This window comes from Acidovorax radicis N35, assembly GCF_000204195.1.
GTDB classification, from domain to species: Bacteria; Pseudomonadota; Gammaproteobacteria; order Burkholderiales; family Burkholderiaceae_C; genus Acidovorax; species Acidovorax radicis.
The window spans coordinates 547,833-571,806 of sequence record NZ_AFBG01000021.1 but is presented as its reverse complement, the minus strand read 5'-3'; the positions used below and the strand labels follow the sequence as shown (position 1 = coordinate 571,806).

General features: G+C 68.0%; 17 protein-coding genes. 9 read left to right on the top strand and 8 right to left on the bottom strand.

The genetic code is table 11. From position 1 onward, the window contains the following. Positions 1-32 precede the first annotated feature (32 nt). Complete coding sequence (locus tag ARADN35_RS28705; protein ID WP_029414211.1) at positions 33-2,138, top strand: hypothetical protein; 2,106 nt, start codon at positions 33-35, stop codon at positions 2,136-2,138. Between the two features lie 22 nt (positions 2,139-2,160). Here the strand turns inward: ARADN35_RS28705 and ARADN35_RS0119565 are convergent, their stop codons facing one another. Both ARADN35_RS0119565 and ARADN35_RS0119560 read right to left on the bottom strand, forming a co-directional pair. After that, complete coding sequence (locus ARADN35_RS0119565; RefSeq protein WP_035197595.1) at positions 2,161-3,714, bottom strand: ABC transporter substrate-binding protein; 1,554 nt, start codon at positions 3,712-3,714, stop codon at positions 2,161-2,163. A gap of 216 nt (positions 3,715-3,930) precedes the next feature. Then, on the bottom strand, positions 3,931-4,842 hold the full coding sequence (locus ARADN35_RS0119560; protein ID WP_010465164.1) for a helix-turn-helix transcriptional regulator: 912 nt from the start codon (positions 4,840-4,842) through the stop codon (positions 3,931-3,933). A 73-nt stretch (positions 4,843-4,915) separates the two neighbouring features. Here ARADN35_RS0119560 and ARADN35_RS0119555 point away from each other — a divergent pair, with 73 nt between their 5' ends. Next, positions 4,916-6,373 (top strand): amidase family protein, encoded by a 1,458-nt coding sequence (locus ARADN35_RS0119555; RefSeq protein ID WP_208856827.1) that lies wholly within the window; start codon positions 4,916-4,918, stop codon positions 6,371-6,373. 11 nt (positions 6,374-6,384) lie between these two features. Here the strand turns inward: ARADN35_RS0119555 and ARADN35_RS0119550 are convergent, their stop codons facing one another. Further along, positions 6,385-6,861 carry a BON domain-containing protein gene (locus ARADN35_RS0119550; protein WP_373404735.1) on the bottom strand — a complete coding sequence of 159 codons (477 nt, stop codon included), beginning with the start codon at positions 6,859-6,861 and terminating at the stop codon, positions 6,385-6,387. Positions 6,862-6,953: 92 nt separating this feature from the next. Then, the gene (locus ARADN35_RS0119545; protein WP_010465158.1) at positions 6,954-7,436 is read right to left on the bottom strand and encodes a GNAT family N-acetyltransferase; all 483 of its coding nucleotides are present in this window, start codon (positions 7,434-7,436) and stop codon (positions 6,954-6,956) included. 235 nt (positions 7,437-7,671) lie between these two features. Between ARADN35_RS0119545 and ARADN35_RS0119540 the strand changes: the two genes are divergently transcribed. From ARADN35_RS0119540 to ARADN35_RS0119520, 5 genes are all read left to right on the top strand, one after another. Further along, positions 7,672-8,736 (top strand): ligase-associated DNA damage response exonuclease, encoded by a 1,065-nt coding sequence (locus ARADN35_RS0119540; RefSeq protein WP_010465156.1) that lies wholly within the window; start codon positions 7,672-7,674, stop codon positions 8,734-8,736. After that, complete coding sequence (locus ARADN35_RS0119535; protein ID WP_010465154.1) at positions 8,733-10,442, top strand: ATP-dependent DNA ligase; 1,710 nt, start codon at positions 8,733-8,735, stop codon at positions 10,440-10,442. The genes ARADN35_RS0119540 and ARADN35_RS0119535 overlap by 4 nt, the downstream gene beginning before the upstream one ends. Further along, positions 10,439-13,315: a DEAD/DEAH box helicase gene (locus ARADN35_RS28575; protein ID WP_010465152.1), complete on the top strand. Its 2,877-nt coding sequence runs from the start codon at positions 10,439-10,441 to the stop codon at positions 13,313-13,315. The genes ARADN35_RS0119535 and ARADN35_RS28575 overlap by 4 nt, the downstream gene beginning before the upstream one ends. A gap of 27 nt (positions 13,316-13,342) precedes the next feature. Next, the gene (gene pdeM / locus ARADN35_RS0119525) at positions 13,343-14,074 is read left to right on the top strand and encodes a ligase-associated DNA damage response endonuclease PdeM (protein WP_010465149.1); all 732 of its coding nucleotides are present in this window, start codon (positions 13,343-13,345) and stop codon (positions 14,072-14,074) included. 242 nt (positions 14,075-14,316) lie between these two features. Next, positions 14,317-16,554 (top strand): NADP-dependent isocitrate dehydrogenase, encoded by a 2,238-nt coding sequence (locus ARADN35_RS0119520; protein ID WP_010465148.1) that lies wholly within the window; start codon positions 14,317-14,319, stop codon positions 16,552-16,554. A 152-nt stretch (positions 16,555-16,706) separates the two neighbouring features. Here the strand turns inward: ARADN35_RS0119520 and ARADN35_RS0119515 are convergent, their stop codons facing one another. Beyond that, on the bottom strand, positions 16,707-18,092 hold the full coding sequence (locus ARADN35_RS0119515; protein ID WP_010465146.1) for a hypothetical protein: 1,386 nt from the start codon (positions 18,090-18,092) through the stop codon (positions 16,707-16,709). Positions 18,093-18,237: 145 nt separating this feature from the next. Between ARADN35_RS0119515 and ARADN35_RS0119510 the strand changes: the two genes are divergently transcribed. After that, positions 18,238-19,197: a LysR family transcriptional regulator gene (locus ARADN35_RS0119510; protein WP_010465144.1), complete on the top strand. Its 960-nt coding sequence runs from the start codon at positions 18,238-18,240 to the stop codon at positions 19,195-19,197. A gap of 70 nt (positions 19,198-19,267) precedes the next feature. Here ARADN35_RS0119510 and ggt read toward each other — a convergent pair whose 3' ends face one another. Beyond that, positions 19,268-21,145: a gamma-glutamyltransferase gene (gene ggt, locus ARADN35_RS0119505; protein ID WP_010465142.1), complete on the bottom strand. Its 1,878-nt coding sequence runs from the start codon at positions 21,143-21,145 to the stop codon at positions 19,268-19,270. Positions 21,146-21,384: 239 nt separating this feature from the next. On the opposite strand from ggt, the gene ARADN35_RS0119500 reads away from it, so the two are divergent. Next, positions 21,385-21,846, top strand: a complete 462-nt coding sequence (locus ARADN35_RS0119500) for an Lrp/AsnC family transcriptional regulator (RefSeq protein WP_029414206.1) — start codon at positions 21,385-21,387, stop codon at positions 21,844-21,846. A 105-nt stretch (positions 21,847-21,951) separates the two neighbouring features. On the opposite strand, the gene ARADN35_RS0119495 is transcribed toward ARADN35_RS0119500, so the two are convergent. Then, positions 21,952-22,464 (bottom strand): DUF1993 domain-containing protein, encoded by a 513-nt coding sequence (locus ARADN35_RS0119495; RefSeq protein ID WP_010465138.1) that lies wholly within the window; start codon positions 22,462-22,464, stop codon positions 21,952-21,954. 191 nt (positions 22,465-22,655) lie between these two features. Next, on the bottom strand, positions 22,656-23,924 hold the full coding sequence (locus tag ARADN35_RS0119490) for an MFS transporter (RefSeq protein WP_010465136.1): 1,269 nt from the start codon (positions 23,922-23,924) through the stop codon (positions 22,656-22,658). Positions 23,925-23,974: the final 50 nt, after the last annotated feature.

The window sequence follows — 23,974 nt, the reverse complement described above, 5'->3', positions numbered from 1 at the left end:
GGCGCCCCTTGTTCAAACTTCGGAAACTGTTCATGAAACAACCCAGCGAGACCGTTGCCTCCGCCCTCACCAGGCGCCACTTTGCGCTTTGGATGACGGCTTCCGGCCTGACCGCCTGCGGCGGGGGTGGAAGTGGGGAAGCCCCCGCACCGGCGCCTGCGCCCTCGGCGCCCGGCCCCTCTTCAGTCAGCCTGCTGGCGGGCGGACTGGGGGGAAGCGGGTTCCTTGCAGGCACTGGCACGCAGGCCCGCCTGCCCTGGAAGTTGATCGGCCCGGCCTTCACCAGCCAAGGCCACCTGTGGTTCACCGGCGAGCACCTTGATGTGCAGCGGATCGGCAAGGTTTCCCCCGAGGGAACGCTCACCTACCACGCCGCGCAATCAGGGTTGCTTTTCGCTGGGGGGGGCGTGGTGGACGAGCAAGATCGCTATCTGGTCGCGATCCCTTCTGCGGGCTTGGGCCCTATTTACGTCATCTATGCGGTGGAAGGTGATTCGCTGCAGATCGTGGCCGGCCGTGTGACAACGCCCACCCAGCCGGACGTGATGCAGGATGGAAAAGGCCCAGCAGCCCAGATCTGCCGGTTCGAGAGCGCCGTGCTGGGCGGAGATGGGCTGGTGTACTTCCTCGACCGACCGCTTGCCTCAGCGCAGTGGACCCTGCGCACGCTGGCGCCAGACGGGACGGTGACCTCTCTCCTGCCCGCACCGAATGGCAGCCGCCTGCTCGTCTCGCCAACCGGGGCCGTGCGCAGGTTCACTGACGCCGACAGCCGCGTGGAATGGGCCGAGCTGGCCAAACCCGCGCCAGGCGTTTATGCATGGACCGTCCTGCCCAGCAACTGGCCCAGCGGCAGCGCTGTGCCCCTGGCGCCAGTCAAAGGCAGTTCCGACAGGTACTGGGGTTACGACGCTGGCACCAGGACCGTGGCGCACTACGCTCTCGACGGTACGCGGCAGAACGCGCGTGAGCTTCCAGGCCAACTGGAGGTGGCGGCCTCCAACCCGGCCACCGGCCACCTCGCGGTGCGCATTCACCGCGATCTTGGCGCGCCGGAGTCGTGGCATTACCCCGCAGAGCTGTACCTGCTGGATCCATCCCAAGCGCCCACCGCGCCGCTGTCAGCATGGGTTGGCCAGCCTGACCAGCTGGGCTATGCGGACGGAGCGGGAGACGCTGCCCGCTTTGACTTTACCTACGGCGCCTACGCGATCTCCGAAGGGTCCGGGTCGTTGTTCCTGGCAGTGGGCGCGGGCACAACCTACGGGGCCGCAGCGCCGCCCGTACGCAGCGTGGCACCATCCGGCCAGGTCGCATCGACGGCGCTGCCATATCGGCGCACTGGCCTGCTGGCCATCGCCTACGGCTATCTTCTGACTTACGACCGCGTCACCAACACGGTGCTTCGCACGCCAAAGAACGGTAGCGGCACGGCATGGGAACCGTGGGTGCAAAGCCCCGTGTTTGCGGGGTATGGGGGGCTGCAGGTGCTTCGACCGGACACCACGGGCTTGCTGTGGTTTGCCACCCGCACGCTGCCCGCGGGCGGTGGCGGCGGCAGCAACCCGACCGGCGAAGGCACGTCCCTGATCGGGACCATCAGCGCCACCGGTCAGGTGCAGGTGCTGTTGGGTGACCCGCAGCAGGTCTACTCCGCGGCCAACTATCCGCCGCTGGCCCAGCGCCCCTGGTACCTGGACATCACCGATATCGCCTTCGAGGGCACGGCGTCCCCGGTGTCATGGGTGCTATGCAACCGCACGGTGCTGACCTCCCAGGGCGAGTTCGAGCGTTATGCGCCCGAACTGGTGCGGCTGGAAGGCGCCACGCGCCAAGCGTTTGCGCTGCCCGGGTTGGACATCCACCGGCGCGAGTTGATGCCCTATCAGCAGCTGTGCGTACTGCCCAGTCGGCCGGGCCAGGTGTTCCTGTCCGGCCCCTGCGGCGTGTACCGCTGGACCGTTGCCAAGGGCTTGGAGCTGGTGGCCGGGCAGGCCGATCCGACGCCCGACGGCGTGCGCCTGGGCTCCTTGCCCGCCAGCCTGAACCTGGTGAAGTTCATCAGCCCAGGCCCGGATGCCAACAGCCTGTACGTGGGCAGCGAAAACAGCGTGCTGCGGCTGAATCTGCCAGCGTGAGCGCGCCGCGAAAGGCCGTCCGTCAGTTCACCTTGATCAAGCGCCAGTCAATCCGGTTGTCCGGCCGCTGTACCAGCTCCACGTTTTTCTTCATGGCCCAGGCCAGCATCTGGTTGTGCAGGGGGATGTGTGCCACGGTGTCGTTCTGCAGCTGCAGGCCTTCGGTGAGCAGGCGGTTTCGCACGGGCAGGTCGGTTTCGGTCTTCACACGGTCCACGATGTAGTCCATGCGTTCATTGGTGTAGCGGCCCAGGTTGTAGTTGCCGTCGCCGCCCGTGGTCTTGGTGCGGACGAGTGATTGCAGGGTGTACAGCGCATCGAAGGTGGGCACGCCCCAGCTGAGCAGCGCAATGCTGGCCTCGTGCCGCTGTGCCATGGGGTAATAGGTGACCGCTGGCAGCGTGCGCAGCTTGGCCTTCACGCCGATGCGCGACCACATGGAGGTGATGGACTGACACAGTTCCTCGTCCTGCACGATGGCGTTGTTGCTGCAGGCAAAGTCCACCTCGAAGCCGTCTTTGTAGCCTGCCTCGGCCAGCGAGGCCTTCGCGGCATTGGCGTCAAAGGGCAGGCGCTTGTCCACGGTTTCTGTCCAGCCGTTGACCAGGGGCGACACCATGGCGCCGGTGGGTTTGGACATGCCGCGCATGGTCACGCGCTCCAGCGTGGCGCTGTCGATGGACTGGTACAGCGCCTTGCGCACGCGAAGGTCTTTGAGTGGGTTCTTGCCCTTGATGTTGCTGCCGGGCAGCTCATCGCGGAACTGGTCCAGGGCCAGGTACACGGTGCGGTTCTCCACCATCTCCATGACCTTGAGGCTCGGGTGGGCACGCAGGCGGGCCAAGTCCTGAATGCTGGTGTCGCGCACCATGTCCACCTCACCCGAGAGCAGCGCGGCAATGCGTGTGGCTTCGGACTTGATGGGGGTATAGGTGATCTCGGTCACGTTGCCTTCCGCCTTGCCGGCATTCCACCAGTGGGGGTTGGCGGCAAACACGATCTTCTGGTCGGGCACCCATTCCTTGAGCACGAACGGCCCGGTGCCCATGGCATTGCGGTGCGAATAGGTTTCGTCCTTGGCCTTGATGTCCTTGGGCTCCACCGAGTTGTTCTTCTCGGCCCAGGCCTTGCTCATCACGCGCAGCTCGGTCAGCTGGTTGAGCAGCACAGGGTTGGGGTTCTTCAGGAAGATGTCGAGGGTCTCGCCGTCCACCTTGGCGACGCGGTCCATGCCCTGGGTGTAGATGGCGTAGGTGGACGTCTTGCTCATCGCGCGCTGCAGCGAATACACCACGTCATCGGCCGTCATGGCCGAGCCGTCGCTGAACTTCACGCCCTGGCGCAACTTGAAGCGCATCTGCGTGGGGCTGACCTGCTGCCACGAGGTGGCCAACAGCGGATCGACCTTGAGGGTGCGGCTGTTGAACATCACCAGCGACTCATACACCGCCGCATGGATGCCGTTGCCCAAGGCGCTGTTCTGCGAGTGGATGTCCATGGTCTGGATATCGCTGGACCCGGCCCAGCGGAACGTCTTGGCGTGCGCGCCCGGCATCGCGGCCACCCACGCCGCCATGGCCAGCGCGGGCACGAGCCAGCGGCGGCCTGGCCGCGCGGTGCTGGCCCCACGGGGCGTGGCGGGCTGCGGGTAGGCAGGGTGCCGCGCCACTACCGCAACGCGGGACAAAACGGTGCGCTGAGACAGGGGAGGAAGAAAGCTCTGGAACCTACGGGACATATGTTTTCCTTTGCAAGGATGGAAGCCGCAATATGCCGCAGCGGGCCGCCAAACCTACTGCGCGTTTTCCACGAAATCCACCCCTCTGCGCACGGCCCCCGGGGCGCAGAGAGCGCCCTGGGTGTCCTGGCGACCGGCCAGCTGCCGGTACTGGCTGGGGCTGATGCCACAGGCACGCTGCCAGCCGTGCACGAAGTGCGCGGAGTCGAAGAACCCTGCGGCATGCGCGATGCCCGTCAGGCTGGCCGCGCCGCCAAGCAGGGCCTGCTGCGCCTGTTCGATGCGGGCGGCCTGGCGCAGCGTGGCAAAGCCCAGGCCGTGCCGGGCCAGATCGCGTTGCAGCTGGCGCGCGCTGCGACCCAGGCGGCAGGCGGCGTCGGACAGGACCAGGGCGGGCTCCTCGCGCCACCAGGCCAGCAGGTCCAGCACCTCGTTCGCGCACCCCAGCCGCCGCGCCAGGGACTGCAGCGTGCGCGGCGCATCCGCCGGGCTGCTGCGGGTGCTGCCGCGCGCAAGCACGCTCACGCACGACGCGGCAATGCCCGCGCGGATGTCGGCACTGCGCTGCGCCGCGGCACGCAGCGCACGGTCTGGCAGCGCGGGGGATTCCCGCCGCAGCGCTCCCTGGCCATCGAGCTGCGTGTTGACGCCCAGGGGCGCCATGCGGTTGTAGGCGTTCCAGCGGTCCACGAACGCAGATGGCCCACGGCCCACGGCGGCCGGGGGCGCCAGGAGCGCCTGCACCGGGTTCAGGTCCAGCGCACACAGCAGTGCAAGGCGTGCCTCCCGCCGAGCCTCTTGCCCGCGCGCCTCCGGGCCGCCGCGCAGCACCTGCGCCACATACGCCTGGTGGGTGACGAAGCCCTGCACCTGCGTGCGCACGGCCCGCGCGAGCAGCGCGTCGGGGCGTTCGTCGATATCGCCCAGGCAGGCGGGCAGCAGGTGGTAGCAAAAAAGCGCGGCCATGGCGCGTTTATACAAGCTCGCGCGGCCCGGCCCAGAGACGATGGCCCTCTCCTCCATTCACTGTGCACACACCATGCAACGACGAGATCTTCTGGGCCTGATGGGCCTGACCGCACTGGGCGCACCCCTGCGCCCCGCTTTCGCCCACGGCGCCCCCCCCGGCCTGCTGGCGCTTGATGCCACGTCCCAGGCAGCGCTGGTGCGGGCGGGCCATCTGCAACCCGCGCAGCTGGTGCAGGCCAGCCTGGCGCGCGTGGCGGACATCAACCCCAGGCTGCAGGCGCTGGTGGAACTCTGCCCCGACCGGGCCCGCGGCCAATGGCAGGGGCCGCCCTCCGCCGGGCCCTTCTGGGGCGTGCCGTTTGCCTACAAGGACGCGGTTGACCTGCAAGGCACGCACCGGCGCAGCGGCTCGCGCCTGCAGGCGGACGCGGCGCTTTCCAGCGCCTCGTCACCGCTGGTGGCACGCTGCGAAGCCAGCGGGCTGATCGCCATCGGCAAGACGGCAACGCCCGAGTTCCAGCTCAGCGCCACCACCGAGCCCCTGCTTGGCGGCCCGGTCCGCAATCCCTGGAACCCGCTGCACTCCCCGGGTGGTTCCTCGGGCGGCGCCGCGGCGGCCGTGGCCGCGGGCATGCTGCCCATGGCGCACGCGACGGATGGCGGCGGCTCGATCCGCATCCCCGCCTCGTGCTGCGGGCTGTTCGGGCTCAAGCCCAGCCGCTCGCGCATGCAGGGCTCCGGCCCGCGCGATGCCGGTGTCGACCACGCGGTGAGCCGCACGGTGCGCGACAGCGCCACGCTGTTCTGGTGGAACCAGCGCGGCGATGGCGCCGCGCCGCTGCCGCCCATGCCCGCGGTGCACGGGCCCTCGGCCCGGCGCCTGCGCATTGGCTTCGCGCCGCAGAACCTCTTTGGCGAGATGCCGGACCCCGCGGTGCTGCAGGAAGTCACCCGGGTCGCGCGGCTGTGCGAACGGCTTGGGCACCAGGTGCAGCCCTTTGCGCATGGCATCGACGGCGAGCGGTTCTTCGATGCTTTCATGGTCGCCTGGAGCGGCGGCGCCGAACGGGCGCTGCAGCAGGCCGAGGGCACGGGCCGCCCGCCCGACACGCTGCTGGAGCCCTGGACCCTGCACCTGGCACGGCACGCGCGCGCGCTCCCCGCCGGCGCGGCGGCACGCGCCGGCGCGCACTTTGCCGCCGTGGGCGCGCAGGTGAATGCCTGGTTCGACGCCGTGGATGTCGTGCTCAGCCCGGTGGCCGCTAGCGAGCCGCCACCGCTGGGGTGGCTCGCCCCCACCGTGCCCGGCGCCACGCTGTGGGCCCGGCTGATGCGCTATGCGTCGTACACACCGCTGCACAACGTGGCGGGCACGCCAGCGATGTCGGTCCCGCTGGGACTGAGCGCGCGCGGCCTGCCCATCGGCAGCCATTTCGCGGCGCGGGTCGGCGACGAGCAGACCCTGTTCGCACTGGCCTATGAACTGGAACAGGCCGAACCCTGGTCGCACCGGGTCCCACCCCTGTGAATGGAGCCCCGTCAGGGGCGCGAGGGCGCAAGCGGGTAGCGCGCGCCCTCGCGCGCCGTGCCCACCTGCAGCAGGTTGATGACACCCATCACGTCGTCCACCAGCCCCACGGCTTTCTCGAGCGCCAGCGACTGCGCCTCGGACTGCACGCAGCCCATCAGCGTGACCAGCCGCCGCTCGCCCAGCACCCACACGCTGGTGTCGTCAAAACGCCCCTCCTCGCGGATATAGCGCTGCACGCGCGGAATGAGCTCCGCGTCGTACAGGTAGGAGTTGGGCAGCCGGCAGCGCCCCACGCGGTGGCAGCTCCCGCCATGCTGCGAGCGCGTGTGCGCCAGCTCGCGCACCTCGGCCTCGGTGTAGAGCGGGCCCTCGGGCACGGGGCATTGCGGGATGGCGCTCGTGACCTGGACGAAGGGGTCGTTGAAGGCGTTGGTGCGGGGGGCTGGGCTGCCAGCGCCCTGGGCAAGCGCCAGGGACGGGACCATGGCGGCCACCACCGAACACCCCATGAAAAACCGGAAGGACACACAAACTCGGCGCATGCATTGCTCCTTGGTGGATGGTCGGCAGACGCTGCCTACAACACGATCTGGTACCGCGCAAATTCCCTGCGGCCTTTCCACACACGGTCGTGCAGGGTAAAACCAAAGTCCTCATACAGCGTGCGCAGCGGTTGCCGGTCGGCGACGCAGTCCAGCCGAAGGGTGCGCAGGCCCAGACTGCGCGCGTGTTCACGCCCAAACGCCAGCAGTGCCGCAGACACCCCCTGCCCCGCCCATGCCCGACGCACGGCCAGCTTGTGCAAAAACGCGGAGGTGCCCGGCTCCGCATCCGGCCAGAAGGTCAGGTCTTCCCGCTGAAAACGCACCACACCCACCACCGCGTCGTCCACTTTGGCCACGACATACAGCCCGCCATCCACGTCCCGCTGCACGCTTTCATCACTGAAATCGGCCACAGCCCACAGCGGCATATGGCGGTCTACCAGCCACTGCGCGGCCTCGCGCAGCACCGCAGCAATGGCGGCGGCGTCTGGCGGGCGGGCGAGTTCGGTGCGCATACAAAAGCGGTGTTGGCCTGCAGACAGGAAGGGCGCGCGCAGGATGATGGGGTTGAAACGAGGTGCCGCCGCTCTGTAGTGTCGGCGATCAGCGGTTACTCACATATTCATAGCTGCTAGCGCTTTATAGATAAGCGCTAGCGGCAGTTTTTATTCAAATTTTAGTGACAAAACTCCCTCCCGCAATCCCCAGTCCACTCCCCGGCTTTGAACTGCCGCCTACGATGCCCTGACCATGCCCCGCAGCGACCTCATCGTCCACCGCCCTGAAGGCCTGTACTGCCCACCCGGCGACTTCTACATCGACCCCTGGCGGCCGGTCAGTCGGGCCGTGATCACACATGCACATTCGGACCATGCGCGCATGGGCTCGGCCCACTATCTGGCGCACACGGACAGCGAGGGCACGCTGCGCAACCGACTGGGTGCGGACATCGACCTGCAGACGCTGGGCTATGGCGATGTCATCGACCAGCAGGGCGTGCGCGTGTCGCTGCACCCCGCGGGGCACGTGCTGGGCTCGGCGCAGGTGCGCATCGAGCATCGCGGCCAGGTGTGGGTGGCCTCGGGCGACTACAAGCTCGAAGACGATGGCACCTGCCCGCCCTTCGAGCCGGTGCGCTGCCACACCTTCATCACAGAGTCGACCTTCGGCCTGCCCATCTACCGCTGGCCGTCGCAGCCCGCGCTATTCGCCGACATCAATGCCTGGTGGGCGGCCAATGCGGCGGCGGGCAAGGCCAGCATCCTCTACGCGTACGCCTTCGGCAAGGCGCAGCGGCTGCTGCACGGGGTGGACCCGGACATCGGTCCCATCGTCGTGCATGGCGCGGTGGACCCGCTCAACGCCGTGTACCGCGCGGCGGGCGTGGCGCTGCCGCCCACCCTGCGCGTGACGGACCCGGGCGTCACCAGGGCCGAATTGCGCCGCGCGCTGGTGCTGGCACCGCCTTCGGCCGCGGGCACGCCCTGGCTCAAGCGCTTTGGCGAGCATTCCGACGCCTTTGCCAGCGGCTGGATGCTGGTGCGCGGCGCGCGCCGGCGCCGCGGCGTGGACCGGGGCTTCGTGATGAGCGACCACGCGGACTGGCCCAGCCTGCAGAAGGCCATCGGCGCCACCGGGGCCGAGCGCGTCATCGTGACCCACGGCAGCACCGAGGTGATGGTGCGCTGGCTGTGCGAGCAGGGGCTGGATGCCCAGGTGTTCGTGACCGAGTATGGCGCCGACGACAACGAGGACGATGCGGGTGCTGCGCCGCCTGCGCAGGCCGATGCACCAGCGCCCGAGGCCGCTGCATGAAGGCCTTTGCGGCGCTGTTCCAGGCACTCGACGCCACCACCGGGCAGTCGGCCAAGCTGGCGGCACTGGTGGCCTACCTGCGCGTGGCGCCGCCGGCCGATGCGGCCTGGGCCACCTATTTCCTGGCCGGGGGCAAACCGCGCCAGATGGTGCCCACCAAGCGACTGAAGGCCCTGGCGCAGGAGGCTGCCGGACTGCCCGAATGGTTGTTCGAAGAAAGCTACCAGGCCGTGGGCGACCTGGCCGAAACGCTGGCCCTGCTGCTGCCCCCGCCCGCCCAGCCGGTGGACGTGCCACTGGCCGAGTGGATGGCCCAACTGCTGCCCCTGCGCACCCTGCCCCCCGACGAGGCCGACGCCCGCCTGCGCGCGCAGTGGGACCTGCTGGCGCCCGAGCAGCGGTTCGTGTACTTCAAGCTCATCACCGGCAACTTCCGCGTGGGGGTGTCGCGCCTGCAGGTCACGCAGGCGTTGGCCACGGTGAGCGCCCTGGACCCCAAGCGCATCGCCCACCGGCTGATGGGCTACACACAGATCGGCCGACAGCCCGCTGCGGACGACTACGCCGCCCTGGTGGCGCCGGTGGACGAGGCCGCCGATGGCAGCACGCCCGGCACGGGCGACAGCGGCATGGCAGGCCAGCCCTACCCCTTCTTCCTGGCCCACCCGTTCAGCCAGCCCGTGCCCGAGATGCCCGCGCTGCTCGGCGCGCCCGGCGACTGGCTGGTGGAGTGGAAGTGGGACGGCATCCGCGCGCAGATCGTGCGGCGCGGCGGCGCGGTGTGGGTGTGGTCGCGTGGCGAAGAACTGGTGACCGACCGCTTCCCCGAGCTGGCCGAGGCTGCGATGGCGCAGCTGCCCGATGGCTCGGTGGTCGATGGCGAGATCCTGGTGTGGCTGCCCGATGAGCCCCAGCCCCGCCCCTTCGCCGACCTGCAAAAGCGCCTGGGCCGCAAGACCCTGGGCCCCAAGTTGCTGCGCGAACTGCCCGTGGTGCTGGTGGCCTACGACCTGCTCGAACATGCGGGGCAGGACCTGCGCCAGCAGCCCCAAGAGGCACGCCGCGCTCTGCTGGAGGCCACGCTGCTGCCCGACCCGGCTGCGATCGCTCCCGCTGCGCAACCGGGCCTGCGCCTGAGCACGCTGCTGCACGGCGCCGACTGGCCGGACCTGGCACGCCAGCGCGAAGCCGCGCGCGGCATGGGCACCGAGGGCTTCATGCTCAAGCACCGCCAGGCGCACTACGGCGTGGGCCGCACCAAGGACGTGGGCGTGTGGTGGAAGTGGAAGATCGACCCGATGAGCGTAGACGCCGTGCTGATCTACGCCCAGCGCGGCCATGGCCGCCGCGCCAGCCTGTACAGCGACTACACCTTTGCCGTGTGGAACGGGCCGCCCGATGACCCCGACCGGCAGCTCGTGCCGTTCGCCAAGGCCTATTCGGGCCTAACGGACGTGGAGATCGGCCAGGTGGACGCCATCATCCGCAAGACCACGCGCGAGAGCTTCGGGCCCGTGCGCAGCGTGGATGCGACCATGGTCTTCGAGCTCGGCTTCGAGGGCATCGGCAGGAGCCCGCGGCACAAGAGCGGCATCGCCGTGCGCTTTCCGCGCATGCTGCGCTGGCGCCAGGACAAGACCGTGGCCGAGGCCGATACCCTGCAGACCCTGGTGGCGCTTCTGCCGGGGCAGGACGCCGCAGTATGACCACGGCGCGCCGCCCGCGCAAGCCGCTGCCCACGGTGGCCGCCAGCGCGGCTGCCGGCTGGATGGCCGCGCGCGGCTGGCAGCCCTTCGGCTTTCAGCAGGAGGTGTGGCGCGCGATGGGCGAGGGGCGCTCGGGCCTGTTGCATGCCACTACCGGCGCGGGCAAGACCTATGCCGTGTGGCTGGGCGCGCTGCAGCACCTGGCGCTGGCAGGCGAGCCCGTGGCACCGGCTGCACAGGCCAGTGCGCGCACGGCCCTGCGCACACGCCGTGCTGCAGCACCGCCGCTCACCGTGCTGTGGATCACCCCCATGCGCGCCCTGGCCGCCGACACGCTGCGCGCGTTGGTGGCGCCCCTGCCCGACCTGGCGCCGGACTGGACCAGCGGCCTGCGCACCGGCGACACCGCCAGCGGTGAGCGCGCCGCGCAGGACCGCCGCCTGCCCACTCTGCTGGTGACCACGCCCGAAAGCGTGTCGCTGCTGCTGGCGCGGGCCGATGCGCACGAGCGCCTGCGCCACGTGCGCCTGGTGGTGGTGGACGAGTGGCACGAGCTGGTGGGCAACAAGCGCGGCGTGCAGGCACAGCTGGCGCTGGCGCGCCTGTCGGGCTGGAACCCGGCGCTGCAGGTGTGGGGCATGTCGGCCACGCTGGGCAACCTGCAGGAGGCGCTGGACACGCTGCTGCCCCGCGCTGCCCCGGGCGCCCCCGCGGCACCACCGGCCGTGCTGGTGCAGGGCCGCGTTGACAAGGCGCTCCAAGTGCAGGTGATGCTGCCGGCCAAGGTGGACCGCTTTGCCTGGGCCGGCCACATGGGCCTGGCGCTGCTGCCGCAGGTGGTGGAGTCCATCGAGTCGTGTGCGTCGTCACAAGTGTTGCACCACCCTTCGGATGCCGAAGATGGCGCGCCGCCATCGGCCCACGGCGCAAGGCGCAGTCCGCTGCCAATACCGGAAGTATTGGCAAGGACTGCAACGCCGCGAGGTGGGTCGATGGCAAGCGGCAGCCGGCATACGAGGGGTGGGGCGACACTTTTGTTCACCAACACCCGTTCGCAGGCCGAGCGCTGGTACCAGGCCCTGCTGGAGGCGCGGCCTGACTGGGCCGGCACCCTTGCGCTGCACCACGGGTCGCTGAGCCAGGACGTGCGGGCCTGGGTGGAGAACGGGCTGAAAGCCGGTCTGCTCAAGGCGGTGGTCTGCACGTCGAGCCTGGACCTGGGCGTGGATTTTTTGCCGGTGGAGCAGGTGCTGCAGATCGGCTCGGCCAAGGGCGTGGGGCGGCTGGTGCAGCGTGCGGGCCGCTCGGGCCACGCGCCCGGGCGCACGTCGAGCATCACGCTGGTGCCCACACACAGCCTGGAGCTGGTGGAGGCCGCCGCCGCACGCCACGCGCTGGCCCAAGGCCGCATCGAAGACCGGCACACGCCGCGCGCGCCGCTCGATGTGCTGGTGCAGCACCTGGTCACCATCGCCCTGGGCGGCGGCTTCGAGCCCGATGCGCTGCTGGCCGAGGTGCGTCGCGCCCCGGCCTACGCGCAGCTGGCCGACAACGACTGGCAGTGGGCACTGCAGTTCGTGCGCCAGGGCGGGGCCTCGCTGGCCATCTACCCCGACTTCCAGCGCGCCGCGCCCGACGAGGAGGGCGTGTGGCGCGTGCCCGATGCGCGGCTGGCGCGCCGGCACCGCAGCAACATCGGCACCATCGTGAGCGACGCCAGCATGCAGGTTCAGTTCGTGAGTGGCGGGCGCCTGGGTTCGGTGGAAGAGAGCTTCATCGCCCGGCTGCGCAAGGGCGACGTGTTCATGTTCGCGGGCCGTCTGCTGGAGCTGGTGCGCACCCAGCAGATGACGGCCTACGTGCGCATTGCCCCCAAAGGCAGCGCCGCGCTGCCGCGCTGGAACGGCGGTCGCATGCCGCTGTCGAACACACTGGCCGACGCCATGCTGGAGATGCTGGAGCAGGCCGAGCGCGGCGTCTATGCATCGCCCGAGATGCAGTGCGCCCAGCCGCTGCTCGCGCTGCAGCACGCCTGGTCGGCCCTGCCCACGCCCAGCCGCCTGGTGGCCGAGACGCTGCACACGCGCGAAGGCTGGCACCTGTACCTGTACCCGCTGGCGGGCCGCCTGGTGCACCTGGGCCTGGCGGGGCTGCTGGCGTGGCGCGCATCGGAGCAGGTGCCCAACACCTTCTCCATCGCCGTCAACGACTATGGGCTGGAGCTGCTGTCCGCCAAGCCCGTGGACTGGGCCGCGCTGCTGCCGCGCCTGATCGGCGAAGGCACGCACACCACCATCGGCAGCGGGCTCGAAGACGAAGTGCTCGCCAGCCTGAACGCGACCGAGATGGCGCGCCGGCGCTTTCGCGAGATCGCGCGCATCGCGGGCCTCATCTTCCAGAGCCACCCGGGCGAGCAGCGCAGCAGCCGCCAGCTGCAGGCCTCGTCGTCGCTGTACTACGACGTGTTCGCGCAGTACGACCCCGACAACCTGCTGCTGGCCCAGGCCCGCGCCGAGCTGCTGGCCAACGAGCTCGACATGGAGCGACTGGCCCGCACGCTGCGCGGCATGCAGGCACAGGCCCTGTCCATCCATGCGCTGGAACGCCCCACCCCGTTCGCCCTGCCGCTGATGGTGGAGCGCTTTCGCGAACGCCTGAGCACCGAGACCCTGGCCGACCGCCTGGCGCGCATGGTGCAGGCGCTGGAGAAGGCGGCCGACGACACCACCGGCACCCACCACGCCGATAATCCCGTGGCCCCGGCCGACATGGCCTGGGACGTCCCCGACGGCGCCACCGCATCCCCCCGGCGCGCACGCCGCGGCGATGCCGGTGCCGCGCCGCGCCGGCCCCGGGGACGCCACGGATTCTGAGCACGACGACGAAGACGATGACCGACCTTGCCCGTGACCGCAGACACCGACACCACCACCCCTTCGCTTGCATCCCCACCTGCCGGCGCCCATGCCATCACCCCGCCCTGTGGCACCGTCCTGTGGCTGCTGCCACAGCGCGCCGTCTGGTGGCCCGCTGCGCGCATGGCCTTCGTGGCCGACGTGCACTTCGGCAAGGCGGCCACCTTCCGCCGCGCGGGCCAGCCGGTGCCACACGGCACCACGGCCGACAACCTGGCAAGGCTCGACGCGGTGCTGGCCGTGACGGGCGCGGAGCACCTGGTCTTTCTGGGCGACTTTTTGCATGCCCGCAGCGGTGCGGCCGATGCCCTGTGGCAGCAGTTGCTGCCGTGGCGCGAGCGCCATGCGCAGTTGCAAATGACCCTGGTGCGCGGCAACCACGACCTGCACGCGGGCGACCCACCTACACCGTTGGCCCTGGCCATCGTGAACGAGCCCTGGTTGCCCCATGCCGACACACCTTTGCTGGCCTGCCACCACCCGCACGCTGTCGTCGGCCACACCGTGCTGGCAGGCCATCTGCACCCCACTCTGCGACTGAACGGCCCCGGGCGCGATTCCCTGCGGGCGCCTTGTTTTGGCTGGGGAGAGGGGCAGCTGATCCTGCCCGCCTTTGGGGCGTTTACCGGCACATCACCCACTGCACTTCCTGGCAGCTGGGTCCGGTTTGCAGTCACGCCGGGCCGCGTGGTGGCGGTCCCAGCAGGCTTTTCATAGCCCGCGCGGAGTGACTATACGGCTGTGCCCACCCACCCAAACCGCTCGTGGCAGAAGGGTGATTACCACCTTTTTGGTGAAAAAAAGTGCCACAGGCTTATGATAATTTTGCATTGTGAGATTCGATTGCAAAAACAGCGGGCACAGACAGCCCCGAGCAAGGAGAATCAGAGAGCATCCGCGTTTGGCCCCGCTGCAACGCAGCCGAGGGCATTTACACACTCTGTTTCGTGAGACAAGCCATGACGACCCAGCAACCGACCATCATCTACACCCTGACCGACGAAGCCCCCCGTCTGGCCACGGCTTCCTTCCTGCCCATCATCCGCACCTTTGCGGCGCCCGCGGGCATCAACGTGACCGAGAGCGACATCTCCGTGGCCGCACGCGTGCTGGGCGAGTTCCCCGAATCGCTGACCGCCGAACAGAAGGTGCCCAACACCCTGGCAGAGCTGGGCAAGAAGACCTTGCAGGCCGATGCCAACATCATCAAGCTGCCTAACATCAGCGCCTCGGTCGGCCAATTGCAGGCCTGCATCAAGGAACTGCAGGGCAAGGGCTATGCGATCCCTGACTACCCTGAAGATCCCAAGACCGAAGAAGAAAAAGCAATCCGCGCGCGTTATGCCCGCTGCATCGGCTCGGCCGTGAACCCCGTGCTGCGCGAAGGCAACTCCGACCGCCGCGCCCCCAAGGCCGTGAAGGAATACGCGCGCAAGAACCCACACAGCATGGCCGACTGGAGCCAGGCATCGCGCTCGCACGTGTCACACATGCACGCTGGCGACTTCTACCATGGCGAAAAGTCCATGACGCTGGACCGCGCCCGCGACGTGAAGATGGAGCTGATCACCAAGAGCGGCAAGACCGTGGTGCTCAAGCAAAAGGTGTCGCTGCTGGACCGCGAAATCATCGACAGCATGTTCATGAGCAAGAAGGCGCTCGTCGAGTTCTACGAGAAGGAAATCGAAGACGCGCGCAAGACCGGCGTGATGTTCTCGCTGCACGTGAAGGCCACGATGATGAAGGTGTCCCACCCCATCGTGTTCGGCCACTGCGTGAAGATCTTCTACAAGGACGCGTTCGCCAAGCACGGCAAGCTGTTCGAAGAGCTGGGCGTGAACGTGAACAACGGCATGGCCAACCTGTACGAAAAGGTCGCCACGCTGCCCACGGCCCAGCGCGAAGAAGTCCTGAAGGACCTGCACGCCTGCCACGAAGGCCGCCCCGAGCTGGCCATGGTCGATTCGGCCAAGGGCATTACCAATTTCCACTCGCCCAACGACATCATCGTGGACGCCTCCATGCCCGCGATGATCCGCAACGGCGGCAAGATGTGGGGCGCCGACGGCCGCCTGAAGGACGTGAAGGCCGTGATGCCCGAATCGACCTTTGCCCGCATCTACCAGGAGATCATCAACTTCTGCAAATGGCACGGCGCGTTCGACCCCAAGACCATGGGCACAGTGCCCAACGTGGGCCTGATGGCCCAGCAGGCCGAAGAGTACGGCTCGCACGACAAGACGTTTGAGATCACCGAAGACGGCGTGGCCAACATCACCGATCTGGCCACTGGCGAAGTGCTGCTCTCCCAGAACGTGGAAGCCGGCGACATCTGGCGCATGTGCCAGGTCAAGGACGCCGCGATCCGCGACTGGGTCAAGCTGGCTGTGAACCGCGCGCGCAACTCCGGCATGCCCGTGGTGTTCTGGCTCGACTCGTACCGCCCGCACGAAGCGCAGCTGATCACCAAGGTCAAGATGTACCTGCACGAGCACAACACGGCGGGCCTGGACATCCAGATCATGAGCCAGGTGCGTGCGATGCGCTACACGCTGGAGCGCGTGATCCGTGGCCAGGACACCATCAGCGCCACCGGCAACATCCTGCGCGACTACCTGACCGACCTGTTCCCCATCATGGAACTGGGCACCTCGGCCAAGATGCTGTCCATCGTGCCCCTGATGGCCGGTGGCGGCATGTACGAAACCGGCGCGGGTGGCTCGGCCCCCAAGCATGTGCAGCAGCTGGTGGAAGAAAACCACCTGCGCTGGGATTCGCTGGGCGAGTTCCTGGCGCTGGCCGTGTCGCTGGAAGACCTGGGCCTGAAGACCGGCAACGCCAAGGCCAAGGTGCTGGCCAAGACGCTGGACGCCGCCACGGGCAAGCTCCTGGACAACAACAAGAATCCTTCGCCCAAGACCGGCCAGCTGGACAACCGCGGCAGCCAGTTCTACCTGGCCCTGTACTGGGCGCAGGAACTGGCCGCGCAGACCGACGATGCCGACCTGGCCAAGCTGTTCGCGCCGCTGGCCAAACAACTGGCCGCTGACGAACAGACCATCGTGGCCGAGCTGGCTGCGGTGCAGGGCGCACCCGCCGACATCGGTGGCTACTACCTGCCCGACACCGCCAAGCTGGACGCCGTGATGCGCCCCAGCAAGACGCTGAATGCAGCGTTGAAGACCGTGGCTGCTTAAACGACAAACAGCCCGCTCCCCAAAAAAGGCCCCGCATGTCGGGGCCTTTTTTATTGCCGGACCGCACCAGTATGGAAAAAAGCAGCCCCTGGAGGGAGCCACATTTCAGGTCACAAATGATGGGGAAGAGCGGCGCTACCCCTGCCCGAACATCAGGGCCGTTCGCGGTCGGCCACGCGGGTGCTCAGCGCCGCAGGCACATAGCGGGGAAGGAACGCACACCCCTTGCCGAAATGCGCCTCGAAGGCCGGGCACTGCGCTGCGATGCCCTCGGGCGTGGGCTTCACACCTCCGTCCACCCAGCGCAGCAAGGCGGTCATCAGCGTCGGGTAGGTGGGGTCGCTCAGGTAGCTGTGGGTATGGTGCTGGGTGAAGGTCTGCACCAGGCGCGCCGCACTGCCGCCTTGCTCCATGGTGGCCTTGAAAGCCGTGTCCAGCTCGACAAAGGCCGTGGGGTCGTCTACACCTTTCACGGTGAGCACCGGCACGGGGATGCGACCACTGAGGTCCGTGTCCTGCGCAAACCGCGCCACGGCGGCGGGGTCCGCGCGGTAGCGCAGCACGGCGGCATTCAAGGCCGCATCGTCGGGTGAGCCCTTGTACTGCACGCCCTGGTTGCCAAACGGGCTCGCACCCCCGGCGCGGTGCTGCACCACATCGCGGTAGTGGAACGTGGCCCAGTTCATGTGGCCCTGGATGGAGCTGGCGGGGATGCGGATCACGTCGACAAGGGTCTTGAGTTTGCGCTGCTGCTCGGGCGTGCGCTCTGCAGCGGATTTGTTCAGCGCCAGGCATTCGTTCACGCGCGCCGCCAGATCCGCCTGCGTCATGGCCGCATCGCGCGGCAGGCCGATGTTGAGCGGGTACGCCGCCTCGGTGGGCCGGGGGTGGTTGTTGCACAGGTATTGGTAGACCACGCGCAGATCGGTGCGGAAATCGTACGAACGCGTGCCGCCTGCCACCACGCCGCTGGTGAGCAGCACAGCGTCGTAAGGGCGTTTGCCACTAGTCGCCGTGACCTGGAACATCTCGGCCCCCTTGGCCGCCACGCTGGCGCCCCAGGACTGGCCATGCAGGATGGTGCGCTGCGGCTGGGCCACCTGCTGCACAAAAATCTGCCGCAATCGCTCGGTGTCTTCGGCCGCCGCGCGCACCTCCACGCCGCCCTGGCGGAAGGTGCTGCCCGCCCAGGCATAGCCCGCGCGGACCATGATGGACCAGCGCTCCAGGTCCTCCACCGCGCGCTCCATCCTGGGCGCGCCCAGCGCCGGGCCGCCGTGGGCGTGCAGCACCAGGTGGCCGTTCCACTGCTGCGGCATGGCAATCAGGTAATACGCCCCTGCGGAATCCTTGCCCGACAGGCAGCGGGCGATGGGCGTCAAGTCCTTGGGGCAGGGCGTGGCGGCGGGTGCGGCCTCTGCCACCGTCTGGGGTTGGGTGGCAACCGGCGCGCAGGCAGCCAAAACAGCAGCCGCCAGGGCGGCCGGCGCGGCCCCGGTCCAGCGGGGCCAGGCGCGAAGCGGCGGAAAAGCAGCCATGGGGAAAGTCTCCGTTGAATGATGGTTCTGGTGGGTAGCTGCAGCGCATCGTAGAAACGGAGTTCCGATACGTCAAATAGGTCCATTCACCATCTTCGATACGATTTACGTATGAGATCACTACCTACACCATCGCACCGCTGACATGGACATCCGCCAGCTCCGCTACTTTCTCGCTGTTGCAGACGCCGGGCACATGACGCGCGCCGCCGAGCAACTGGGCATGGCCCAGCCACCGCTGAGCCAGCAGATCAAGCTGCTTGAAAACACGGTGGGCATGGCTTTGTTCAAGCGCCATGCCAAGGGCGTGACACTGACCGAAGCGGGCCGCGCACTACAAGCTGACGCCACGCGCCTGGTGCACGACTTCGATGCGCTGCAAAGCCGCATGCAGTTGCTGGCCGAGGGCAAAACCGGGCGGCTGGCGATTGCGTTCACCAGTTCCGCCGCGGCCCATGAGTTCACGCCGTTTGCGCTGCGTGAGTGCCGCGCGCGCCACCCGGGCCTGGTGCTGGAGATTGGCGAGAACAACGCGGCCGAGATCACCGAGGCCGTCGCCGATGGACGCCTGCACTGTGGCCTGCTGCGCGTGCCCGTGGCGCGGCCTGCGGGCCTGGCGTTCGACACGCTGCAGCACGAGCCCGCCATGGTGGCGCTGCCCATCGACCACCCGCTGGCACAACGCCAGCGGCGCGGCAAGCCGCTGCCCATTCAGATCGCCGACCTGGAGGGCGAGCCCCTGATCCTGGTGCGCCGCCCGGGCGCACCGGGCCTGTATGCCAACCTGCTGGCGCTGTGTGCCGAGCAGGGCGTGCGCCCCCGCGTGGTGGCAGAGGTGGCGCGCATGCTGACCAACCTCAACCTCGTGGCTGCGGGCACCGGCATTTCCGTGGTGCCGTCGTCCATGCTGGGCGTGCACCGCCACGCCATTGCCTACCGGCCGCTGGTGGATGGCGGGCGGCTGGATGTGCCGCTCACCCTGGTCTACCGTGCGGACGACAACGTGGGACCCACGGCCACGTTCACCACCCTGCTGCGCACGCTGGCAGACGAAGCACACCCGGCGGTGGCCACGGAGCCCCCACAAAAAAAGGCTGCCCGGTAGTCCACCCGGCAGCCTCTTCCTGTACCGGTGCGGGCCCTCTCGGACCGCAACCGATCAACCTCAGCACACTTCAGTTATTGCCCTGCGCAATCCCCTCACGGCGGGGGTCGGCGCCCCCGGCGTAGGTGCCCGCACCCGGGTTGCGCGCCAGCAAGCCCGCATTGCCGTTGGACCGCAGGCCATTGAACACCGCACCATGCAGGCCGCTGGTGAAGGTGTCGGTCTGCGCAACGGTGTGGCCGCGGGCCTTCAGTCCGTCGCGGATGGCAGCAGTGTCGATGACCGAGCCCTTTTCGATGGACGTGGTGGCGTTGGTCTGCGCACCGAAGTTGGGCAGGTTGATGGCCTGCTGCACGTTCAGGCCCCAGTCCGTCATGCCCAGGATGGTCTTGGCGGTGTACTGGATGATGGCGCTGCCGCCGGGCGAGCCGACCACGCCTTCGAGGTCACCCGTGGTGGCGTTGAAGACGATGGTGGGCGCCATCGAACTGCGGGGGCGCTTGCCGGGCTGCACGCTGTTGGCAATGGGGTTGCCTGCCGCGTCGGTGGCCGTGAACGAGAAGTCGGTGAGCTGGTTGTTCAGCAAAAAGCCGCGCACCATCTGCAGGCTGCCAAAGCCGTTCTCGATGGTGGTCGTCATGGACACCGCGTTGCCTGCACTGTCGATGATGGACAGGTGCGTGGTCGATGGCAGGGCCAGCGAGTTGTCCTGCCCCTTGGCGCCGCTCACCCCCGGTGGCGTGCCGGCCACGGGCACGCCGATGCTCTTTTGCAGGCTGATGAGCTTGGCACGCTCCTTGATGTAGTCGGCGTTGATCAGGCCCGCTTGGGGCACGCTCACAAAGTCGGGGTCGGCCACGTACAGGGCGCGGTCCGCATAGGCCAGGCGGTAGGCCTCGGACACCACGTGCACCGAATCGAGCGTGTTGGGCTTCATGGCCGCCAGGTCAAAGCCCTGCAGCAACCCCAGTGTCTGCAGCACGGCAATGCCACCCGAGCTGGGCGCGGGCATGCCACACACGCGGTACAACACGCGGTACACGCCACACACGGGCTCGCGCACCTTGTGGGTGTAGCCGCTCAGGTCATCGAGCGCCAGCTTGCCGGGGTTGGTGGGGTGGCTGGCCACCTTGGCCACGATGTCCTTGGCAATGTCGCCCTGGTAGAACGCGTTGGCGCCGCCAGCCGCAATGGCCTTGAGCGTGGCTGCCAGCTCCGGGTTCTTGAGCAGCGTGCCTGCTGCCTTGGCCGTGCCGTCGGCGTTAAGAAAGTAGCTGGCGCCGGGCTCGCCTTGCGCCTTGATGCGTGCGGCCGAGCCTGCGATCGACACACTCATGCGCGGCGAAATCGCAAAACCTTCTTCACTGAGCTTGATCGCGGGCTCGAACAGGTCCTTCCATGGCAGCTTGCCGTGCGCCTTGTGGGCGGCTTCGAGCATGCGCAACACACCCGGCGTACCGACCGACAGGCCACCATCCACCGCCGCCAGGAACGCCAGCGGCTTGCCATCGGCACCGATGAACAGGTTGGGCGTAGCTGCCTTGGGTGCGGTCTCGCGGCCATCGTAGGCCAGCAGCTTGTTCGCGCCCTTGTCGTAATGCAGCATGAAGGCTCCGCCCCCTATGCCCGACGACTGCGGCTCCACCAGGTTCAGCACCATCTGCACCGCAATGGCGGCATCCGTGGCGGTGCCGCCCTTGGCCAGGATGTCCACGCCCGCCTTCACCGCCAATGGGTTGGCCGCAGCCACCATGTCTTTGTTGGCGTAGCTGATGGCTTTAGGGGTGTAGCCTGAGGGCGGCTCGGGCGGAACGTACTGCTCGGTGGGTTCGGGTGTGGCCACCGGGGTCGTGGGGCCGTCATTGCCACCACAGGCGGCCAGCACGGCCAGTGCGGCAATGCTCAGGCCCGTGGCAAAAGGGTTGCGTCGAAAGACAGAAGGCGCCATGAATGAAATCCTTGGAAGAACGGGAGGAACAAAACGGGCCCTGGCAGCGGGCCACGGTGGGCGGACTTGCCTGCACCACGATGGATGCAGGACCCAGGATCTGCGGCAATAGAACCGCAGATTCCGTGCCAGAAACACCTGTTCAGTATGTGGCACGGGTCCCGGAATCATTTTGCTTTTATGCCCCGATTAGCGCCAAATATGAGAAACGATTTTTCATATTTGCCGTGAAACAGAATCTGGATTCCATTGACCGCCAACTGCTGGCGATGCTGCAGCAAAATGCCGAGACACCGCTGGCCGAGCTGGCCGAGGCCGTGCACCTGTCCAACACACCCTGCTGGCGGCGCATTCAGTGGCTGCGCGAGAAGGGCTACATCACCCGCCACGTCGCCCTGGTGGACCCGCGCAAGGTGAATGTGGGTGTGACGGTGTTCGTGGCGGTCAAGACCAGCCAGCACCACCAGCAATGGTTCGAGACCCTGCGGGATACCGTGATGGGGATTCCCGAGATCGTCGAGTTCTACCGCATGAGCGGGGACGTGGACTACCTGCTGCGCGTGGTGGTGCCCGACATCCGTGCCTACGATGCGGTCTACAAGCGGCTCACGCAGGCCGTGGCGCTGTCGGACGTGAGTTCGAGTTTTGCGATGGAAGAAATCAAGTTCACCACCGCGCTGCCACTGAACTACGCGCAGTAGCGGCCCTTGAGGAACCGTCTGCGCCCTGGCCTGTGGCGTGGGTGCCGGTTGGCCCGGGGACAAGGCAGGCCCAGGTCACCCCGGGCTGCCTTTCAGGCGTACGGATCAGTATTTGCCCATGTAGTCGCGCTTGCCCAGTTCCACGCCGTTGTGGCGCGCAATGGCGTAGGTCGCGTTCACGTGGAAGAAAAACTGCGGCAGGCCGTAGTGCAGCAGGTAGTGTTCGCCCACAAATTGCTTCTCGCGCGGCGTGCCGGGCTGGATGGTGATCTGGCGCGTGGCGGCATCGGCAAACGCCGCCTCTGGCAGGCCTTCGACAAACGCCAGCACGGCGTCGAGGCGTTCATTCAGGTCGGCAAAACCGGGGCGCTCGGCGTCGGGGAAGGACGGCACCTCCACCCCGGCCAGGCGTGCGGCCACGCCCTTGGCGAAGTCGCAGGCAATCAGCACCTGGCGGGCCAGCGGAAACATGTCGGGGAACAGCCGCGCCTGCAGCAAAGCGTCCGGCTCGATCTTGCGCGCCGTGGCGTGGGCCTCGGTCTTGGCCAGCACGTCTTTCAGGGAACCCAGCATCTGGCGGAAGACAGGGATGCTGGCGTTGTAGATGGGGTGGGTCATGGGGGATCCTTAGAGTGGTGTTGGGGGGCTGCACACTGCAGGCCATTCAAAGGCCCCAGCGCAGTCGACAGCGATTGCAACACAAGCCCCATCCATGCGCTGACCCGCGCCCAGAACCCCTGGCGCACCGGGCCCATTGATCGATGCCCCACCGACGATCCACCAACGAGGGACCGCTTCGCCTCTCCCGCTCAGGCAGCGGTTGCCAGGGGCCGAGCGGCCCGTGCTGCCACGCCCACCCCCACCAGCGCCGCCGACACCACACTCAGCGCCAGCGTGAAGGCCGAGCCGTAGAAGATGCCCGAGGTCATGCCCTGGTCCAGCATGGCGCCAAAGGCCGGGGCGGCCAGGCAAAAGCCCAGGTCCAGGCCCGAATACACGGTGCCATACACCCGGCCCGTGGCGCCAGGGGGCGCCGCGCGCTTGATCAGCATGTCGCGCGAGGGGCCGGCCAGGCCCGTGCCCAGACCCGCCACCGACGCCACGGCCACCGCCGCCATGCCGGGCAAAAAGCCCAGACCCACCACCACCAGCAGCGCGGCCGAACCCAGCAGGCACACCGAGATGATCTTCTCCAGCCGCTGCACACGCCCCACCAGAAAGCCACCGATCAGCATGCCCGCCGCGCCGCACAGCATGTAGCCGGTGACGACCATGGCGGTAACGCTGAGCGGCAGCCCGTACATGGACTGCAGCGCCGGGCTGGCAAAACTCTGGATGGCGCTCAGTGCGCAGGTGCTCCAGAAGAAGAACGAGAAACACAGCCACACCGAGGGCAGCTTGAGGAAGGCCATGGGGTGCTCGGGCTTGGCCGCCCCGGCCCCGCCCTTGGCCTGGTGCGCCCAGGCGCCCTGGCGGTCATCCAGCGCATCGCGGTTCCAGACCATGATGGCCAGCACCGCAAGGGCGAACAGGGCGCCGCACAGGCAGGCCGTGCGCCACGACCCCGTGGCCGTGGCGATGCCCGCCATGAACACCGGTGCCGTGGCCCAGCCCAGATTGCCGCTGATGCCGTGCACCGAAAAGCCATGCCCCAGGCGCTGCGGCGATACGCGTTTGTTCAAAATCGTGAAGTCCACCGGGTGGAAGGGCGCATTGCCCAAGCCCGCCAGGGCCGCTGCCAGCAAGAGCCCCGGGTAGCCCTGCGCGGTGCCCGCAGCCAGGCCTGCCGCCGCAAAACTCGACAGCGCAAAAAACATCACCGGCCGCGCACCCACGCGGTCCACCAAAAAGCCCGACAGCGCCTGGCCCACGCCCGAGATCACAAAAAACACCGATACCAGCAGGCCCAGCTCGGAGTAGCTGAAGCCAAACTCGCCGATCAGCCACGGGAACAGCGGCGGCAGCAGCATGTGGAAAAAGTGCGAGCTGCCATGGGCCAGGCCAATGAGGCCGATGGTGCGGGCATCCTGCCGCAGCGGGACAGGGTTGGTGGCGGTGCCGGAGGAGGAAGGGGTCATGGGCCTGATCTTAGGCAGGGAGGCTTCGGCAGGTTTACGATAGTCGGCCA

Bases quoted from the DNA above. Each gene is read 5' to 3' on its own strand.
- ARADN35_RS0119550 (WP_373404735.1), bottom strand. From the start codon at position 6,861: ATGGTCCCGTCCCTGGCGCTTGCCCAGGGCGCTGGCAGCCCAGCCCCC.
- ARADN35_RS0119535 (WP_010465154.1), top strand. From the start codon at position 8,733: ATGAAGGCCTTTGCGGCGCTGTTCCAGGCACTCGACGCCACCACCGGG.
- ARADN35_RS0119555 (WP_208856827.1), top strand. From the start codon at position 4,916: ATGCAACGACGAGATCTTCTGGGCCTGATGGGCCTGACCGCACTGGGC.
- ARADN35_RS0119495 (WP_010465138.1), bottom strand. From the start codon at position 22,464: ATGACCCACCCCATCTACAACGCCAGCATCCCTGTCTTCCGCCAGATG.
- ARADN35_RS0119540 (WP_010465156.1), top strand. From the start codon at position 7,672: ATGCCCCGCAGCGACCTCATCGTCCACCGCCCTGAAGGCCTGTACTGC.
- ggt (WP_010465142.1), bottom strand. From the start codon at position 21,145: ATGGCGCCTTCTGTCTTTCGACGCAACCCTTTTGCCACGGGCCTGAGC.
- ARADN35_RS0119515 (WP_010465146.1), bottom strand. From the start codon at position 18,092: ATGGCTGCTTTTCCGCCGCTTCGCGCCTGGCCCCGCTGGACCGGGGCC.
- ARADN35_RS0119565 (WP_035197595.1), bottom strand. From the start codon at position 3,714: ATGGCGGCGTGGGTGGCCGCGATGCCGGGCGCGCACGCCAAGACGTTC.
- ARADN35_RS28705 (WP_029414211.1), top strand. From the start codon at position 33: ATGAAACAACCCAGCGAGACCGTTGCCTCCGCCCTCACCAGGCGCCAC.
- ARADN35_RS0119510 (WP_010465144.1), top strand. From the start codon at position 18,238: ATGGACATCCGCCAGCTCCGCTACTTTCTCGCTGTTGCAGACGCCGGG.
- ARADN35_RS0119520 (WP_010465148.1), top strand. From the start codon at position 14,317: ATGACGACCCAGCAACCGACCATCATCTACACCCTGACCGACGAAGCC.
- ARADN35_RS28575 (WP_010465152.1), top strand. From the start codon at position 10,439: ATGACCACGGCGCGCCGCCCGCGCAAGCCGCTGCCCACGGTGGCCGCC.
- ARADN35_RS0119490 (WP_010465136.1), bottom strand. From the start codon at position 23,924: ATGACCCCTTCCTCCTCCGGCACCGCCACCAACCCTGTCCCGCTGCGG.
- ARADN35_RS0119545 (WP_010465158.1), bottom strand. From the start codon at position 7,436: ATGCGCACCGAACTCGCCCGCCCGCCAGACGCCGCCGCCATTGCTGCG.
- ARADN35_RS0119560 (WP_010465164.1), bottom strand. From the start codon at position 4,842: ATGGCCGCGCTTTTTTGCTACCACCTGCTGCCCGCCTGCCTGGGCGAT.